General features: G+C 35.9%; 17 protein-coding genes. 12 read left to right on the forward strand and 5 right to left on the reverse strand.

Annotation, left to right across the window (positions count from 1 at the left end; translation table 11 throughout):
• Window position 1 precedes the first annotated feature (1 nt).
• The 4 genes from WC707_03510 to tgt are packed head-to-tail and all read left to right on the forward strand — an operon-like array spanning window position 2 to window position 2,772.
• Window positions 2-376, forward strand: a complete 375-nt coding sequence (locus WC707_03510; GenBank protein MFA6066224.1) for a YraN family protein — start codon at window positions 2-4, stop codon at window positions 374-376.
• 2 nt (window positions 377-378) lie between these two features.
• Window positions 379-987, forward strand: coding sequence for a phosphatidate cytidylyltransferase (locus tag WC707_03515; protein ID MFA6066225.1), 609 nt, complete (start codon window positions 379-381; stop codon window positions 985-987).
• Window positions 984-1,661, forward strand: coding sequence for a queuosine precursor transporter (locus WC707_03520; GenBank protein MFA6066226.1), 678 nt, complete (start codon window positions 984-986; stop codon window positions 1,659-1,661). Before WC707_03515 ends, WC707_03520 begins: the two co-directional genes overlap by 4 nt.
• Window positions 1,648-2,772, forward strand: a complete 1,125-nt coding sequence (tgt, locus tag WC707_03525) for a tRNA guanosine(34) transglycosylase Tgt (protein ID MFA6066227.1) — start codon at window positions 1,648-1,650, stop codon at window positions 2,770-2,772. The genes WC707_03520 and tgt overlap by 14 nt, the downstream gene beginning before the upstream one ends.
• Here tgt and WC707_03530 read toward each other — a convergent pair.
• From WC707_03530 to WC707_03540, 3 genes are read right to left on the reverse strand one after another with little or no spacing between them, the layout of a single operon-like run.
• Window positions 2,767-3,339, reverse strand: a complete 573-nt coding sequence (locus WC707_03530; GenBank protein ID MFA6066228.1) for a hypothetical protein — start codon at window positions 3,337-3,339, stop codon at window positions 2,767-2,769. The two genes, tgt and WC707_03530, sit on opposite strands and share 6 nt — an antisense overlap.
• A complete protein-coding gene (locus WC707_03535) occupies window positions 3,339-3,959 on the reverse strand; it encodes a hypothetical protein (GenBank protein MFA6066229.1) in 621 nt (206 codons plus the stop codon). Before WC707_03535 ends, WC707_03530 begins: the two co-directional genes overlap by 1 nt.
• Window positions 3,960-3,991: 32 nt before the next feature.
• Window positions 3,992-6,751: a hypothetical protein gene (locus WC707_03540; protein MFA6066230.1), complete on the reverse strand. Its 2,760-nt coding sequence runs from the start codon at window positions 6,749-6,751 to the stop codon at window positions 3,992-3,994.
• A gap of 93 nt (window positions 6,752-6,844) precedes the next feature.
• Between WC707_03540 and WC707_03545 the strand changes: the two genes are divergently transcribed.
• The 6 genes from WC707_03545 (at window position 6,845) to WC707_03570 (ending at window position 11,962) form a co-directional block, all read left to right on the forward strand.
• On the forward strand, window positions 6,845-7,594 hold the full coding sequence (locus WC707_03545; GenBank protein MFA6066231.1) for an RNA methyltransferase: 750 nt from the start codon (window positions 6,845-6,847) through the stop codon (window positions 7,592-7,594).
• Window positions 7,595-7,603: 9 nt separating this feature from the next.
• On the forward strand, window positions 7,604-8,893 hold the full coding sequence (locus WC707_03550) for an amino acid permease (GenBank protein ID MFA6066232.1): 1,290 nt from the start codon (window positions 7,604-7,606) through the stop codon (window positions 8,891-8,893).
• Between the two features lie 104 nt (window positions 8,894-8,997).
• Entirely contained in the window at window positions 8,998-10,371 is a 1,374-nt protein-coding gene (locus WC707_03555; protein ID MFA6066233.1) for an ankyrin repeat domain-containing protein, read from the forward strand.
• A gap of 119 nt (window positions 10,372-10,490) precedes the next feature.
• Window positions 10,491-10,955, forward strand: coding sequence for a hypothetical protein (locus tag WC707_03560; GenBank protein MFA6066234.1), 465 nt, complete (start codon window positions 10,491-10,493; stop codon window positions 10,953-10,955).
• A gap of 99 nt (window positions 10,956-11,054) precedes the next feature.
• Window positions 11,055-11,552 (forward strand): hypothetical protein, encoded by a 498-nt coding sequence (locus WC707_03565; GenBank protein MFA6066235.1) that lies wholly within the window; start codon window positions 11,055-11,057, stop codon window positions 11,550-11,552.
• Window positions 11,549-11,962, forward strand: coding sequence for a hypothetical protein (locus tag WC707_03570; protein MFA6066236.1), 414 nt, complete (start codon window positions 11,549-11,551; stop codon window positions 11,960-11,962). Before WC707_03565 ends, WC707_03570 begins: the two co-directional genes overlap by 4 nt.
• Here WC707_03570 and mnmG read toward each other — a convergent pair whose 3' ends face one another.
• Both mnmG and WC707_03580 read right to left on the reverse strand, forming a co-directional pair.
• Entirely contained in the window at window positions 11,963-13,771 is a 1,809-nt protein-coding gene (gene mnmG / locus WC707_03575) for a tRNA uridine-5-carboxymethylaminomethyl(34) synthesis enzyme MnmG (protein MFA6066237.1), read from the reverse strand.
• Window positions 13,772-13,889: 118 nt separating this feature from the next.
• On the reverse strand, window positions 13,890-14,312 hold the full coding sequence (locus tag WC707_03580; GenBank protein MFA6066238.1) for a hypothetical protein: 423 nt from the start codon (window positions 14,310-14,312) through the stop codon (window positions 13,890-13,892).
• A gap of 281 nt (window positions 14,313-14,593) precedes the next feature.
• On the opposite strand from WC707_03580, the gene mraY reads away from it, so the two are divergent.
• Together mraY and WC707_03590 are read left to right on the forward strand one after the other, a co-directional pair.
• Window positions 14,594-15,658 (forward strand): phospho-N-acetylmuramoyl-pentapeptide-transferase, encoded by a 1,065-nt coding sequence (gene mraY / locus WC707_03585; GenBank protein MFA6066239.1) that lies wholly within the window; start codon window positions 14,594-14,596, stop codon window positions 15,656-15,658.
• Window positions 15,659-15,741: 83 nt separating this feature from the next.
• The gene (locus tag WC707_03590) at window positions 15,742-16,668 is read left to right on the forward strand and encodes a hypothetical protein (protein MFA6066240.1); all 927 of its coding nucleotides are present in this window, start codon (window positions 15,742-15,744) and stop codon (window positions 16,666-16,668) included.
• The last annotated feature ends 24 nt before the right edge of the window (window positions 16,669-16,692 follow it).

Below are 16,692 nucleotides of genomic sequence, written 5' to 3' on the forward strand. Positions count from 1 at the left end.
CATGTCACACCAACGTATTCAGCTTGGAAAAAAGGGCGAAGGACTTGTCGCGACGTACCTACAACAACAAGATTTTTCTTCTATTGTCATGAATTTTTCATGCCGCCAGGGAGAAATTGATATTATTGCACATAAAAAAAAACTGATTGCTTTTGTAGAAGTAAAAGTCAGAAATAATCATTATTGCAATCTTTCAGAAATCATTGTTCCTTCTAAGCAAAAAAAAATTATTACAACAGCGCATCAATATCTCTTAAAGTACGGCTATTCTCCCGATGAACATATTATTAGATTTGATGTTGCATTATTAGAACCATGCGGGGCAGATTATTCTATAACTTACATTCCCAACGCCTTCACCCAGCAAGGATTTTAGACATGATCGTTGCGCGAATTATTACTGGAATTATTATTCTTATACTGCTCTTTTTATTGTTTTTTTATATGCCATATATATCTCTCAACCTATTTTTCATACTGCTATTATTATATATTTTGCGCTTTGAATGGCCTCAATTTAAACAACCGCAACTCACTATTTTCTATCCAGTGGTTCCATTTTGTGCGCTCATATTGCTTAATACGTATCATCGCGATTATCTTCTCCTGCTTTTTACATCACTCTTTATTCATGACAGTTGTGCGTATGCGATAGGCAAGTTATGGGGTCGGCACAAAATTGCTCCCCACATCAGTCCTGGAAAAACTTGGGAGGGGTTCTTGGGAGCAACGGGTATATCATGCGGCGTCACCAAATTCTTGTTCTCTGATTATTCGATTTTTTTAATACTAGCTCTTAATATATGTGCCCTTGCAGGAGATTTATTTGAATCATGGCTTAAGAGAAAAGTGCATCTTAAAGATTCTGGGACTCTGCTTCCTGGACATGGAGGCATTTTAGATAGATTTGATAGCATCATGTTTGGAGCATTTTTTCTTATAATTATCACATTTTTTCAATACTATGGTAGTATAATAAAACTATGATAAACGAATTACTCTTTTTTTTATATCTTGGAACAGTCGCCATTTTCTTGGCCATTATTAGTTTTTTTGGGGTATCGGCACTCACTGCTTATATGAGCATACTTGCCATTTTTTCCAATATATTTGTCCTAAAACAAATAACATTATTTGGATTCAATGCAACGGCGTCAGATGCCTTAGCCGTTGGTGGAACGATTACCCTGAATATTATTCAGCAAAGATACATGGCAAACAGCGCCCAAAAAGCAATTATAGTCAGTTTTTTATGTTTACTTTTTTATACTATTATTACAAGTTTACATAACATGTATATTCCAACAACGACAGATTGGAGCGCTTTTCATTATCAAGCCATTTTTTCTCCAGCTTGGCGCATCACAACTGCTTCATTATTTGTGTATTATTGCTCTCAACAAATAGATTATTTTATATATCAAAGTCTTACAAAACGCTATAACCACCTATCACCTGTAAAAAAAAGTTTTGTTTCATTGAGCATCAGTCAATTAATAGATACCGCTTTATTTACTATATTGGGCCTTTATGGCCTTATCGACCACATCGTATACGTGATTGCTATAAGTTATTTTATAAAAGTCTTAACATTCACCAGCACCTTATGCATTCTTCCTTTTTTGATGCACTACATAGAAAGCAAGCATGACGTTTTTTGAAATAATTCATACATCAAAAAAATCACGTGCCCGAGTTGGCCGTATCCATACACCGCATGGCATAATTGAAACACCAAATTTTGTTCCTGTTGGAACACATGCAGCACTTAAAGCTATTGAAACAACTCAAGCAAATGATCTTGGCATAGATCTTATGTTTTGCAATACATATCATCTTCTTGTTCATCCGGGCACAGAAGTTGTTGCAGCAGCTGGTGGATTACACCGCTTTATGAATAGAAAAGGGGCTCTGATAACAGATTCGGGCGGTTTTCAAGTTTTTAGCCTTGCATATGGTGGAGTTGCGCAAGAGCTTAAAAGTAAAGGCACCAAAAAACATGAAGGTTCTGTCATAAAAATTTCTGAAGAAGGCGTGCTATTTAGATCATATAGAGACGGAACGCCAATTTTGTTAACACCAGAATCATCTATTCAAGCACAAAAACAATTAGGTGCTGATATTATTATACCGCTTGATGAATTACCGCCGTATCATATTAATCAAGAAAAATTAAAAAAATCATTTGATCGTACGCATCGATGGGAAAAACGCTCACTCGATGAACACTTACAGCATACAAATAATCAAGCAATATACGCCGTTATTCATGGCGGTATTGATAACGAATTAAGAAAAAAAAGTGCGTTAATCCTACAAAATTTACCTTTCAATGGTTTTGCAATAGGCGGAAGCCTTGGAAAAACGAGGGATGAAATGTTTCTCATGCTTAACGACCTTATGCCACATATGCGACCTGAAGCCCCTTGCCATCTTTTGGGCATTGGCGACTTAGAATCATTAGAAACGGGAATTCGTCACGGAATTGATACTTTTGACAGTTCTCATCCAACAAAATGTGCCCGACATGGCTTATTATTCACCTCTCGCGGCATGGTAAAAATTGCTCAGGGAATATACAAAACAGACATGCGCCCCGTGGACGAACAATGCACCTGCATACTATGCACACACTACACGGCTGCCTATCTACACCATCTTTTTAAATCGCACGAAATGACTGGAATGATACTCGCATCAATCCATAACATAACGTATATGATAAAGCTTATGAAACACTACCGACAAGCAATTTTAAATGATGCTTTATAAGTTATTCTTTTCAGGATCAAATAATACTGCCAAAAAATCCAACATATCGTATATTTTATTAAAAGAGATAATGTAGTTGCTCATATTAATACGCTTTGATTCAGGCAACAATTTTGAGTGAGCGATAGTCATCAAAAAACCAGGTTCTATTGTATTAACAATTTTATTATTCTGCGAGCTAGAAATAACTTTGCCCAATAAATTGTCTGATAATGGACTAAGCGTAGTTGATATTTTGCGCAATGTTTGGGCAATGCATTTTTTTTTAGCCACATTTTGGCTATTTTTTATGCAATCAAACATATTTTGCAGGTCATGCATATTTTTAACAAAAGCATTTTTAAAATAAGGAACAAGATTTTCTACAGCAAAAGCTATCTGTGCACCATCTTTAAGAGATTCCGAAAAAAGAACAACCTTTGGCCGATAATCATTAGGAAAAAGGCCCGTTAATGAGCCCGATACTCCCGCAACTGTTGCCATCGTTGAAGCAACCGGACCGGTATATATTTGTTGCAATAAACATAATAAAATAATAGATGTACTAGTATGTATCAAAAATTTCATTATACATCCCCTGCTACAATCATGTCGTCGACTATATCAATAAAATGCAATATTTGCTCTAGAACATTAATCACAGAAATAAGCTCATGTTTGAGCTGAGGCTCATTGATAATATCCAAGGCATCAAAAACAATACCCTGCTTTATAACACCCTGAGACACATAACCAAGAAAAATATCATTAATAAATGGCTTTAAAATCATTTTCATTTCACTAATACCCCTTTTTATACAAGAAGTATGATCGAGACATCCAAGGCTTCTGCATATTGCGGCATTAGGGGAATTACCTCTAAGTGCTTCATTACTTGCCTTATTACACGACATTATTTTTGGCATATTTTGCACCGCCTCCACAGCATTTTGTATATCAGTGCCTATAACATCAATATCGCTTAACAAAGCTCCTATTTTTTCCAATGGCCCTAAAATGCTCTCAATGTCTTGCGCACTACTTTCATGCGAACGTCGCAAAAAACTCTCTATTTCGGGAGCATACTCAAGCGCTTGGCCTATTTGACCTGAAAACTCGGGTCGCACCTCACGAACTATCGCTGGGTAAGATCTATGGAGATAGGTTAAATACACAGCTTGTAAAAATACGGGGATTATAAAAAACATCACGCATACTTTAAAAAAAATATTCATAATTATTACGATCTTCCAATAACAAAATTAATCATATTTTTAGCTATTTTTTGAGCACTCTCTATAGGATTCTTAAAATCAAATGAAACTTTAATAGAATGTTTTCTTTTAAAAATATCAGTAAACTCTATAGTCAGAGATGGCATTACACCGTGTACTATTTTACGAGCATCTCCCTTAAATCTTACATGATCAACCCGTATTAATCCCATAAAACTGCTTACTGCATACCCACCAACTTTTTTACCAACTTGAGCAGCATCCTGCAATGCTGTTAAAAATGCATCTGATGCCTTTTGAGCGCCAAGTAATGATTCTCGTTCAATTGTTTTTGCCGCAATATCTATTTTTGTTGGTACCTCTGTCAAACTTTTAGTTATTTCTTGTTTTTCTAACAATGCTTTAAGGGCAACTATCTGAGCACCGATATCAACAGCATGAGAAATTTTTTCTGCAACAGAAAATCCGTCCCATTGTTTTTCTAGGGCACCTATTTTATTGCGTAAATCAGCAGAAGTTTTTTCATCATCCGAATCTGTTGAGCGAGCAAAATTCTTTTGTTTATTTTCAATACTCTTGGCAACATCATCCGCCGCTTCTTTTAATATCACAAGCTCATTTTTTGCAGCATCAAGACGACGATGAGCTGATTGCTCCATATCATTCAAAACACCGTCAATCGTATTTTGTAAAAAAGAGGTAAATTCCTGCTTAAAATCTATGGTCAATGTAAAATTAGGATTACGAGAAAATGGAGCAACTCCCTTAATGGACGCAGAATAAAGATTATTAATCTTACCTTCTGTATTAAAATAAAACTCATGCAAAGACATATGCAATTGGGCTTTACTGTGAAAAACATCACCTAATTCTAGCAACCCATCAAGATATATTTCACCATTAAGTCTTGGCGGCATTGGTAAATTAATGATTAATGTCGGTCCTGCATTCTTATTTTTTGCTCGATCAGTACCCGTAATACGCAATGGCCCCCATATGATAGGGGTGCAGACGCCACGAGCTATAATACCAGTCTGACTAATCGAACATTGCCCCTCCGCTACAATGTCAAAAATTTTCATAGTCGCCGCTATATTAAGACCCGGCGAAAACGTTAATTCTCCAATAGTTACATCTTTTTGCACAAGGTATACAGTCAGGTCATTCATTTCAACAACTGGTATATTTTTATCATCAATACGACGACCAAACATATCAAAACCAAGATCTATAAGATCTTTTAACGATAATTCATTTAATTTACCTGCAAGCATAATATCTTCACTGTTTGTTGCAGAAAAATTACCCGCAAGAGAAACGCTTTTCTTTCCAATAGATAAAGTCGCCGCCATACCAAATGAATCTGGCAGCCCGGACTCAAAAAAAACTTTATAATTAATACCAGCCTCAACCGCAACATCTTTTAATGAAATATTTTTAATACCTAATGGATCATTCCATCGGCCTTGCATAGTACCAGAAATCACGGCCGTTTCATCGCTAACATCAATTTTTGCTGTGCCGACAATACTTTCATCTTTTGGAGTTGGCTTTACGGTGATCGCGCCCTTAAGCGTAGCCTTTGGCGGAATGCCTCCAATTTGCAACAATAAGGAATCGAGTAATAATTGATCTTTTTTAAAGCTAATATTTACAGGAATTTGCACAGTCAATACTGATTTCAATGGATCAAGTGGAACAGATAGCATCATGCGCAGGTGCGCGTTTTCAGAACCATGAATAATGTGATTTATAGGAGAAAGTAGGCCTTTAAGCGTAACATCACCGTATAGATTTATACCGTGCTTAAATAACAATTGCCGTTGGGTATCACTATAATCAGCAGTCGATATAACAACACGAACATCCTTACAAATAACATCCTCAAATAAGGTGTTTTTTAATGGGGGAATCACCTGAGCAATTGTTTTATCTGCCGGCAAAAACGCCTCAAAAACAATAATACTATTTCCCGCTTGATCATGTCTAAAATTAACCTGGCCACCCACAGATGCACCAAAAAAATCGACTTGTGCTTTAATTTTAACTTCGGCTTCTGAAATTTTTTGTGCATTATTCAATGAAAAGGAAAGAACTGAAGAGGAAAGTTTAACTTTCGCTAAAGGAGTGAGCGTCAACGGCGGTATCAGAGTGCTCATAAAAACGCTCGGCACTGAAAGCGCAACCGTATACTTATTTTTTTCAATAGAAATACTTATCTTTGTTTGAATTTTTCCAATTTCGGTATCAGCGCTCACAATGACTGGTTTATCTTGTTCTAAGTCTATATTTACACTGTTCAAAGCGCACAATACTCCAGGAATAATCTCTAAAAAGACGCTTTCGCTAAAAGTTATACCCAGTTTCATTTTTGAAACATTAAAAGGCTTGCCCTCAATAAGCTTACTTTCAGTTTCTAGCTCTTTGATTCCCGCATGAAATTTTTTTCCAAACAATATTCCCTGTAACACATATGAAAAAGTGCCGTCAATAAGCAGCATTTTACCTTCAGAAAACTCCAAAGGGCCAAGTGCTATATTTTTTGAAATGGAAGGCAAATACGCCATCAATCCAGGATGTGGTTCCAAAACAGGCATCATTTCTACAGAACCTATATGGGGAATTGTTACAACGAGTGAATGTGGTTTAATTCCCGGAGATGCAACGACAACAGTCTCCTCCTCAAATTGTATATCGGATGAAGCTTGAATAGCACACATTACAGTAAGAGATACAATAAAAAGAAGATTATTTTTTACAACCATGAGATTTTTTCTTTCATTATTGCCATTCATAAGGTAACATACATAATGTTAATTATGCGCTTGCATAAAAAGCCCTGTAAAGAGATTTTAAAAATGAAATATATTACATCGCGCTACAATCCAATTATTAAAAAAATCATTGAACTTAAAACTGCAAAAAAAAGATTAGAATATGGTCTATTCATTGCTGAAGGGTATAGAACAATCACCACATTCTTGCATCATGGTTATCAGCTTGATGCAGCATTTACCACCCAAAAAGGACATTCTATACTTCAATCTCATATACAAAATAATGAAATAATATTACTCGATGACCACACCATGGGGCTTATAAGTTCATCCACAACTCCCAGCGGAATGCTCGCCTTATTTAAAATTCCAAAAACACCGGAACCACACCTATTAACACCAGGCATAGTTTTGGCCCAAATTCAAGACCCAGGTAATATGGGTACTATAATTCGTACTGCTGCGGCATTGGCAGTTCCCAGCATCGTCATTGTAGAAGGATGCGACCCATGGAACCCAAAAGTAGTACAAGCAACAGCAGGATCGCTTGCCCTCGTCACTGTTTTTTCTTGGACATGGCAACAATTGTTAGACTATAAAAAAAATATCCCACTGTGCGCACTTACCGTGAGCGATGGGCAACCACCACAAAAATATAATCTTAAAGAACAGCTCTTTGTTGTTGGCAACGAAGCGCACGGACTTCCAGAAGAATGGCAACAACAATGTGATCATTTTTTAACACTGCCTATGCCCGGAAATACCGAAAGTCTTAATGCCGCAATAGCCGCTGCTATAACACTTTATATAACTTACCAACCATTATCCTAGGATTTTATCATGCCAGCAACGCATCGACTATCACTTTTTTCTGCAATTCTTATCAATGTAAATATAATGCTGGGATCAGGTATATTTATTAACACGGTTCTTTTAAGTAAAGCGGCAGGAAGTCTTGGAGCTTTAACGTATGTAATTGTCGGAATATTAATGATTCCCTTAATATCAGTAATCGCAGAACTGCTTAAAGATCACCATGGCGGAACATTTTATGAATTTGGAAAAAATATTCATCCATTATTAGGTTTTATCAGTAGCTGGGGATACTTTACAGCAAAATTAGCATCTGCCGCACTTGGAATACATATCTTTGTCACACTTATACAAAAAATTTCTCCAACGTTATCAATAATCAATCCGCTCATTATAGACAGTGTTATTATTTTATTTTTTTCATTTCTTAATATGCTTAATGTAAGAACAGGCAGATCTATTCAATATGTTTTTATTATCCTCAAAGCGTTGCCCATTTTATTCGTTATTCTGACAGCTCTTTTTTATGGAACTCTTCATAATTTTTCATATCAAACATTTTTATGGCAAGGCATCCCCGGCACACTTCCCTTTGTATTATTTGCATTTGCAGGATTTGAAGCAAGTTGTTCGCTCAGTAGATCAATTGATAATCCCGAAAAAAATGCCCCTAGAGCCATTTTTATATCATTTTTTATCGTACTTATTGCTATGATCATGTACCAGATAAGTTTCTTTTCTATTCTAGGAAGCTATTTACAAGAATTATCTAGTTTTCGTGAGGCTTTTCCGGCAATAAGCCAAAAAATATTCTCTCATATCATATGGCAAAAATATGCAAATGCCGTAACCCTTTCTGGAATCGCAACCTCTTCCTTAGGTGCCAGCTACGGAATTTTATTCAGTAACAGTTGGAACCTGTTCACCCTAGCACAACACGGACACACCATTGCTCAAAACAAACTTATAACTCTTAATAAGCATCATATGCCTTACATATGCATTCTCATAGAAGCACTATTTGCTCTTGGTTATGTATGGTTTTTCAAAGGCGAACAAGTGCCACTCCAGCAAATAAGCGCACTTGGCTCAACACTTGCATATACAATTAGCGTGTGCGCATTTACAATATCCGCATTTTATGTGTATAAAAACAAACGCATACTTGCATGCGCAGGCATACTCACCTGTTTACTTTTATTACTCGCAACAGCGCGCAACGCATTACTTTTTGGAATATACGCGTATGCATTGTACAGCACTATTATTCTCATAGGTCTTGTCATGTATTTTATAACGGCATCAATTCGCGATTAAGTATAAAAACATATCACCTATTTTTCTTATTACTGTAGACAAAAAACGCATAAAAACATATGCTAAACTGTAATTTAAAAAAATAAGAAACATAGGAAAACATCATGAGAAAAATTTTTTTTTTAATAGTGTGCATTCAATTTTTATATATCAATGCTCAAATAACTAATCATTTTGATCGTTTTGAAAATAATACAGCAAAAACAGCGTCTCATCACTTAATAACAGCTTTCAAAGCCGCTCAAGAAAAAAAAATCCCAGAACATATTATAGTAAATTTTATAGATAAAATTCTTTACGATACAGCCATAAAACGAAAAATAAGACTCTTAATTGCGTTAGAAATTTTTAATGCAGAAGAATTCAAAATTAAAAAACCAGAAGTTACGTTAAAATTTCAACACGGGCCAATTCAACACAGCCTCATCAGAAAAATAGTGCAAATACCAGAATTTAATCAACAAAAGCCAACGCTTATAGAACTAGCTTTAGCTAACAACTACAAAGAAACAATCATCTTTCTGCTTCATTATGATCAATATCAATTAGAAGGCTTATTTGGTGCAATTACAAGAAAAAGCATAAAAGATATACAAGATATTTATCTCCATCTCGATGAAGGCATGATCAATCGAAAAAGCACCGGTATACATCCAGGGGCCACTCCTGTATATCATGCGATAAGCGAACGGAATTACGGTGCACTCACTTTCTTTCTTACAAAAAAAGCAGATACCGCTATTATGTGTGATCAAAAAGAACAACAATTTACACCACTCATGCTTGCTGTACATAATAAAGACAGCAAAGCAGTAAAGATATTATTACAGCACAATGTTTCCATAAACCATACCAACAATAATGGCGCAACCGCATTAATGATAGGAGCAGCATATGCTCCTGCAAACATTATAAAAATGCTCGTCAAAGCTGGTGCTTTTATAGATAAACAAGACAATAAAGGCAATACTGCGATTATGTACGCATGCGCAAGTAAAAACAAAGAAACAGCTCGTGAACTTTTAAAAACTGGTGCAAATCTCAGGATAGCAAATAATGGAAAACTTGGACCACTTTCATGCGCAGTTGACAGAGATGGGGACAATCAAGAAATTATTTCATTATTATTGCAACATTCAGCACAATTAACTCGTGATGACAAGCAATATTCTATGTTACCGGCTATTCACAAAAAAAACACGGTTTTGCTGAAATATTTATTATCTGACGGTATTAATCCTAATTATCAAGTAGGTCGACTAGAACAAACATATCTTATGCTTGCTGCGCATAAAGGCGATCAAAAAATAGTAGAATATCTTCTGAGAAATGGGGCCGATGTTACTATCAAAGACAAAAATGGAAACACTGCGCTGCAATATGCAAAAAATCATGAAATCAAACAAAGACTACACAGCCTCCTACAAGATACACTTGAACAAAAAACAAACCAAAAACGCATACGAATTGCCGTATAATTTAGTTACAAATCAGTAAAAATATACGTTTGTTTATTTAAAAACATTAGACATTTTATTATCAATATATTACAATGTGTCAGCATTTGTAATATATTGATCCAAAAGGCACAACACATATGAACCTCATAAAAATTTACGCATTTTTTTTATTATCTATAACATCATATAATTTTGGAATGACGGGGAATATTAACACCTCATCAAGCTTAACCGTATTGTCGGAAAAAGAATCAGAAAAATTATTCACGCGATTAAATTCTTCGCTTCCTCAATCATCACAAAATATAAAGCCCCTTGGGGAAATATCATTGGCACGCAAATATTTAAAAGAGCCTTTCAATGCCACAAAAAAACAAAAAAGAAATTATTATTATGCGATAAAAAAAACTTACTGCAACCATCCAGATTGCAAAGAAAAAGGCGATAATGTATACATAGGACACTCAAAGCGTTATAAGCATTACAAAGCTCAACACCCAACAAGCTCAATGTTTTATTGTTATGCATTCAACTGTCCATTTAAGACCGACACGCGCTATAATATGGCTAGCCATACAAGAATTTATCACAAAAATATATAATTATTGAACCACTTTAAAATAAATAAATATAGCGACCAGCGTCATGTCTTTGTATCAAACTAGTTTGAACAAACAACAAGCCAAAAAGGCACAACACATATGAACTTCATAAAAATTTACGCATTTTTTTTATTATCTATAACATCATATAATTTTGGAATGACGGGGAATATTAACACCCCATCAAGCTTAACCGTATTGTCAGAAAAAGAATCAGAAAAATTATTCACGCAATTAAATTCTTCGTTTCCTCAATTATCACAAAATATAAAAGAACTTGAAGAAATAATATCATTGCCACGCGAATATTTAAAAGAATTCTTCAATGATGAAGCAAATCCGATAAGAGAGGCAAGATGGTATTATTTTAGGGAAAAAGAATTCTACTGCAACGATCCAAATTGCGAAAAAAAAGACCCTGTATACATAGGGTACGCAAATTATTATAAACATCTTAATAGTCAACATCGAGACAGGACAACGTTTTATTGTACTGCATTCGGTTGCTCATTTAGCGCACAAACAGCTCAACGTGTATCTAAACACGGCAGAATACATCTGAATAAAAAACAAACCAAAAGAGTAAAACACATATGAACTTCATAAAAATTTACGCATTTTTTTTATTATCTATAACATCATATAATTTTGGAATGACGGGGAATATTAACACCCCATCAAGCTTAACCGTATTGTCGGAAAAAGAATCAGAAAAATTATTCACAAGATTAAATTCTTCGCTTCCTCAATCATCACAAAAAACTAAAAAAGCGAAACTGGTGTATCATTTTTATAATTATGCTAAAACATTCTACTGCAACCATCCAGATTGCACAGAAAAAGGCAATAATGCAGCATATACAGGACACAAACAATATTATAGCCATTTTAAGGATGAACATCCAAATAGCCCAGTGCGCTACTGTACTGTATTAAACTGCTCAGTTAGCACACAAACAGCTCAACAGATGTCTGGTCACACAAGAGAAAAACACAAAAACATATAATTATTGAGCGAGTTCACGCACTTTAAAAATAAGCAGAGAGATAGCGGCCGGCGTCATGCCTTGTATTAAACTAGCCTGAGCGATAGTTTGCGGTTTGTATTTCATCAATTTTTGCTGCAACTCTTTAGATAGTCCCGGAATATCAATATAATTAAAAGAATCAGCAATATAAAGATCTTGATACTGCCGCGTTTTTTCGACTTCTCGTTCTTCGCGCTTAAGATAAGGCTCATACAACAACTCTGCATAAATAGACAAAACGGCGCGATACGAAAGCGGTTTATGATAATATTGTTGTATTTTTTCATACACCGCTTCTGTTTCACCGGCACTAATAAGATGCATTATTTCTATACGATGATTTTTTTGCAACAATACAACTGCAGAACATATGTCAGCCTGCTCATCAGTAATAGCCCGATACAGCGGCTCTTGAATAAGACCATACTCAAACGCCATTTTTCCAAGTCTTGAAAAAACATTATCCTGCCGCAATAATAGTCTACGCTCAGCTCGTGAGGTAAACATGCGATACGGCTCATCAACTCCAAGACTGACTAAATCATCAATCATAATACCTATATAACCCGTATTCCTATCTATAATAAAATCAGGTAAACCCTTTATACGGGCAGCGGCATTAATTCCTGCTATAATACCCTGACCAGCTGCTTCTTCATAACCGGTCGTTCCATTTATTTGTCCTGCTAAAAAAAGCCCTGAAACTGTTTTTGCTTCAAGCGTATGTAAAAGTTGATTGGGAGCAACAAAATCATATTCGATAGCATAGCCTGGTCGAGTGATAACCGCATTTTCAAAACCAGCTATAGACTGTATAAATTCCCTCTGTATAGGCAACGGGAGTGACGTCGAAAGCCCATTCGGATACATTTCATCCGAAGACGCACTCTCTGGTTCAACAAAGACATGATGGGATGTTTTATCGGCAAAACGAGAAATTTTATCTTCAATAGAAGGACAATAGCGAGGCGCTTTTCCAGTTATAGTTCCTGTAAAAATAGGTGATTGCTCGAAATTTTCCTGTATAATCGCATGCGTTCTTTCATTGGTATGTGTGACATAACAAGAAATTTTATGTTCTACCTTCTGCGGATAAAATCCAAAAAGATACTCAAGCTCATCAGAGCCCTGTTCTTCCATAACAGAAAAGTTGAGACTACTTTTTAAAAGACGCGGAGGAGTACCGGTTTTAAGACGCCCCATTTTTAGGCCAAGCTTTTTTAAAGAGTGCGACAGACCCGTAGAAGCCTCTTCACCCTGACGCCCAGACGTATAGTTAACTTGACCAACGTGAACAAGTCCATTTAAAAAGGTTCCCGTTGTCACGACAACAGAACTTGCATAATAAATATCGCCCTCGCGCGTTCTAACGCCTCGGACAATATTATCTTCAACCAACAGCTCTTCAACCATACCGGTACAAAGAGTTAAATTTTCTGTTTTTTCTAAAAATTGTTTACTTGCTTTATTATAAGCGTGCTTATCGATTTGAAGGCGCAAACCATGAACGGCTGGACCCTTTTTTGTGTTAAGCATACGCACTTGGAGATATGTTTGAGCGCATAATTGCGGCATAAGACCGCCTAAAGCGCTGATTTCGAATACAATATGTCCCTTGCCAATTCCACCAACAGCGGGATTGCAGGGCATAAGACCTGTCCGATCAATATTGAGAGTAAGAAGCAATGTTCTACAACCCATACGAGCAGCGGCATAAGCAGCTTCTATTCCAGCATGCCCTGCACCTATAACAATAACATCAAACGCATTCCAAGATTTGTTACTCAAGATATATACTCAATTTAATAATTAATGAGACATTATTATATCGATTAAGTATACGTATAATTACGAAAAATTACTAGAACCAACCACCATTTCCCCTGCTAACATCACAGTAGAAATACTATATTCTTGTGTTAAAAACAAGACGCAATCCGTTGACGCCCTTTTTAGTAACTTCAACTTGCACTTCTTGCGGAAGCTCTGCTAAATGCTTTTTAAGCGCCATGCCTATCGTAAGAGCATTCTTCTCATTTTGCAATTGACGAAGCGTCGCACACAATTTTGCATATTTAGGATTAGTCTTAAGTAATTCAATAATACGTTCAACAGCCCTCGCCCACTTAAGCGAATGATCCTTGGTGTTTTCTGTTATACACATAAACGCTAAAAAGATTGCTATGGCTTTTTTTTCATTTTCTTCTAACTCTTGAGCCTCAGATGCTGCAGACATTGCAAAAACACGAGTTGGCACCATCACAGGATGAACTAGAGCTAAGGCGAGAACAAGCCCTCGAAAATGCTTTAAATTATATAAAAATTTCATAATTATTTCCCTTGTCTTATAACAGGTTAATTTCATATAAAAGTATATGTTAATATATATCTCAGTATACCCTATCAATCAAATAAGTCAAAGGGGGGTGCTTGGCATAGCCCAATTGATCGATCTAGAGAGCATATAGATATAATTAAATCTAGGGGTATTTTTACTTCAAATAGAATTTATTATCGAGCAATAATCAAAAGTTTTATAAAAAGCTTATTTTTAATATAATAAATTAATTAATGCGCTCAATATCGGTTTTTTACCATAGGTATACGTACATGCTGTATTATTCTTCATTATTTCTTAAACATTATATTAATTGTTTTAACGTTATCCATTATATAAGTTTTAGGTCTATTGCAGGCTTATTAACCGCACTTATTTTATCTATTGCAGGGGGGAATTGGTTTATTTGCTGGTCTAGGCAATACTTTAAAATGCGCGCCAGAGAGCATACCCCAGAAACACATAAAGCAAAAGGGGATATGCCGACCATGGGAGGTATCTTTATTATTGGAATCGTAACCCTTACAACGTTATTATGGTGTAATAGCAGCCATAAAGAGCTGCTCATATTCCTAGGGACATTAATTGGCTTCGGCTTAATAGGCTTCTGGGATGACTGGTCTAAAATCGTCAAAAAAAGAGGCATTTCTGAACGGCACAAGCTGTGCGCGCAAATAGTAATCGCCACCCTTTCTATCTCAAGCTGGCTATGGTTATCTAACCCATCAACAACACTTTCACTCCCATTCTTCAAGAACATATCACCCGATTTAGGGTGTTTTTTCACGCCATGGGCCATTTTAGTGCTCGTCGCCACAAGTAATGCGGTTAATCTGACAGACGGCCTTGATGGCCTTGCTATAGGGTCTTTAATCATGAATTTCGCCACATTTTCTATTATAGCTTACGTTGCGGGCCATGCCACCTTTTCAGCATATCTGGGCATTCCATTCGCCGGAACAGCAGAAATAGCGATCCTAGGGGCAATTTTAGTCGGGGCATCTCTAGGCTTTTTGTGGTACAACACCTATCCAGCTCAAATTTTTATGGGTGACGTGGGCTCTTTGTCGCTAGGAGCAGGATTAGGCCTTATGGCGCTCATGACCAAGCAAGAGTTACTTTTGATCATTTCTGGAGGTCTTTTTGTAGCCGAAACCATATCGGTTATAATTCAAGTAATTACCTATAAATTATGGCGCACGCGATTCTTTAAAATGGCCCCCATGCACCATCATTTTGAACTTATGGGCTGGCAAGAATCAAAAATAACCGTCAGATTTGGCATTATTTCATTTGTTCTTTGCCTATTGACCCTTATAACTCTCAAATTACGCTAAAAACGTAGCTTTTTTATTATTTTAACTTATTATTTATTGAGTAAAAATTATATTCAATAAACATTTTTCACAAGAGATATTCTATGAAAACAAAATTATTTTTTCTCAATATTATTTCTATAGCAAGCCTCTATGCCATGGAAAGCAAGCAAAACAGGGTAACTATTCTCAACGAGACCAATAACACGGCACTTCTTCTGGCAAATAACATGATTAAAGGTCAAATTTCACGCGCTATTAAAAGCGGCTACTTATGTGCATTTGTCGCAAATTATGATGCTACTAGCGACACATCAGTACAATGCATAGTAGATAATAATAAGACAGAATGCACCCTTGCCGACAAACCTCTCACTCATTTATTAATTAGATCATTTGAAGTCGGTGGCAAAAAACAGCACCTCATGTTTGAACGTGATAGTTCACGAGCTGTAGTGACATGGATAAACAACAAATGCACGCACAATGTTTTAGTTTCCAATAAAATAATTGCGAATACAATAGACAAAGACATATGCAGTACGCTTGATTACATAAAGCCCAAAAACATATCTTTTCCTAAGAAGCCTCTTTATACATTTTCTAAAACCGAACACGCCAACCAAGATATACATGTAGCCTTTATCGATGAAAATAATAACACCCTGACTGCCACTCAAAATATTCCGCATAATGCCGAAATTATTGGCCTAACAATCAAAAAAAATCGCACGCTGAAAATATCTAATCTTGCAAAAAAAACAGTAACTATTACTAATGGTTCAGGAAGCCACCTGTTTATATTACCAAAAAACAAAACTTCAGAAAATGCGATACGGATTCTTGCTGGAAAGAAGCATACCTATGAATCACACGAAGGTTCTATAAAACTTTTAGTGAAAGATGTAGTTGTTAAATACACATTTGATTTTGATCACAAGGCGCAAGATACAATTAATTTAATGGCCGGATATTATATAGGATCAACAGAAGACGGCCGTAATTCTTATTATAAGATCTTTAACTTTTAACTTTTTTTACAGATGGGGCGCATA

The sequence above is a fragment of the Candidatus Babeliaceae bacterium genome, assembly GCA_041660765.1.
Lineage (GTDB): Bacteria > Babelota > Babeliae > Babelales > Babelaceae > JBAZVR01.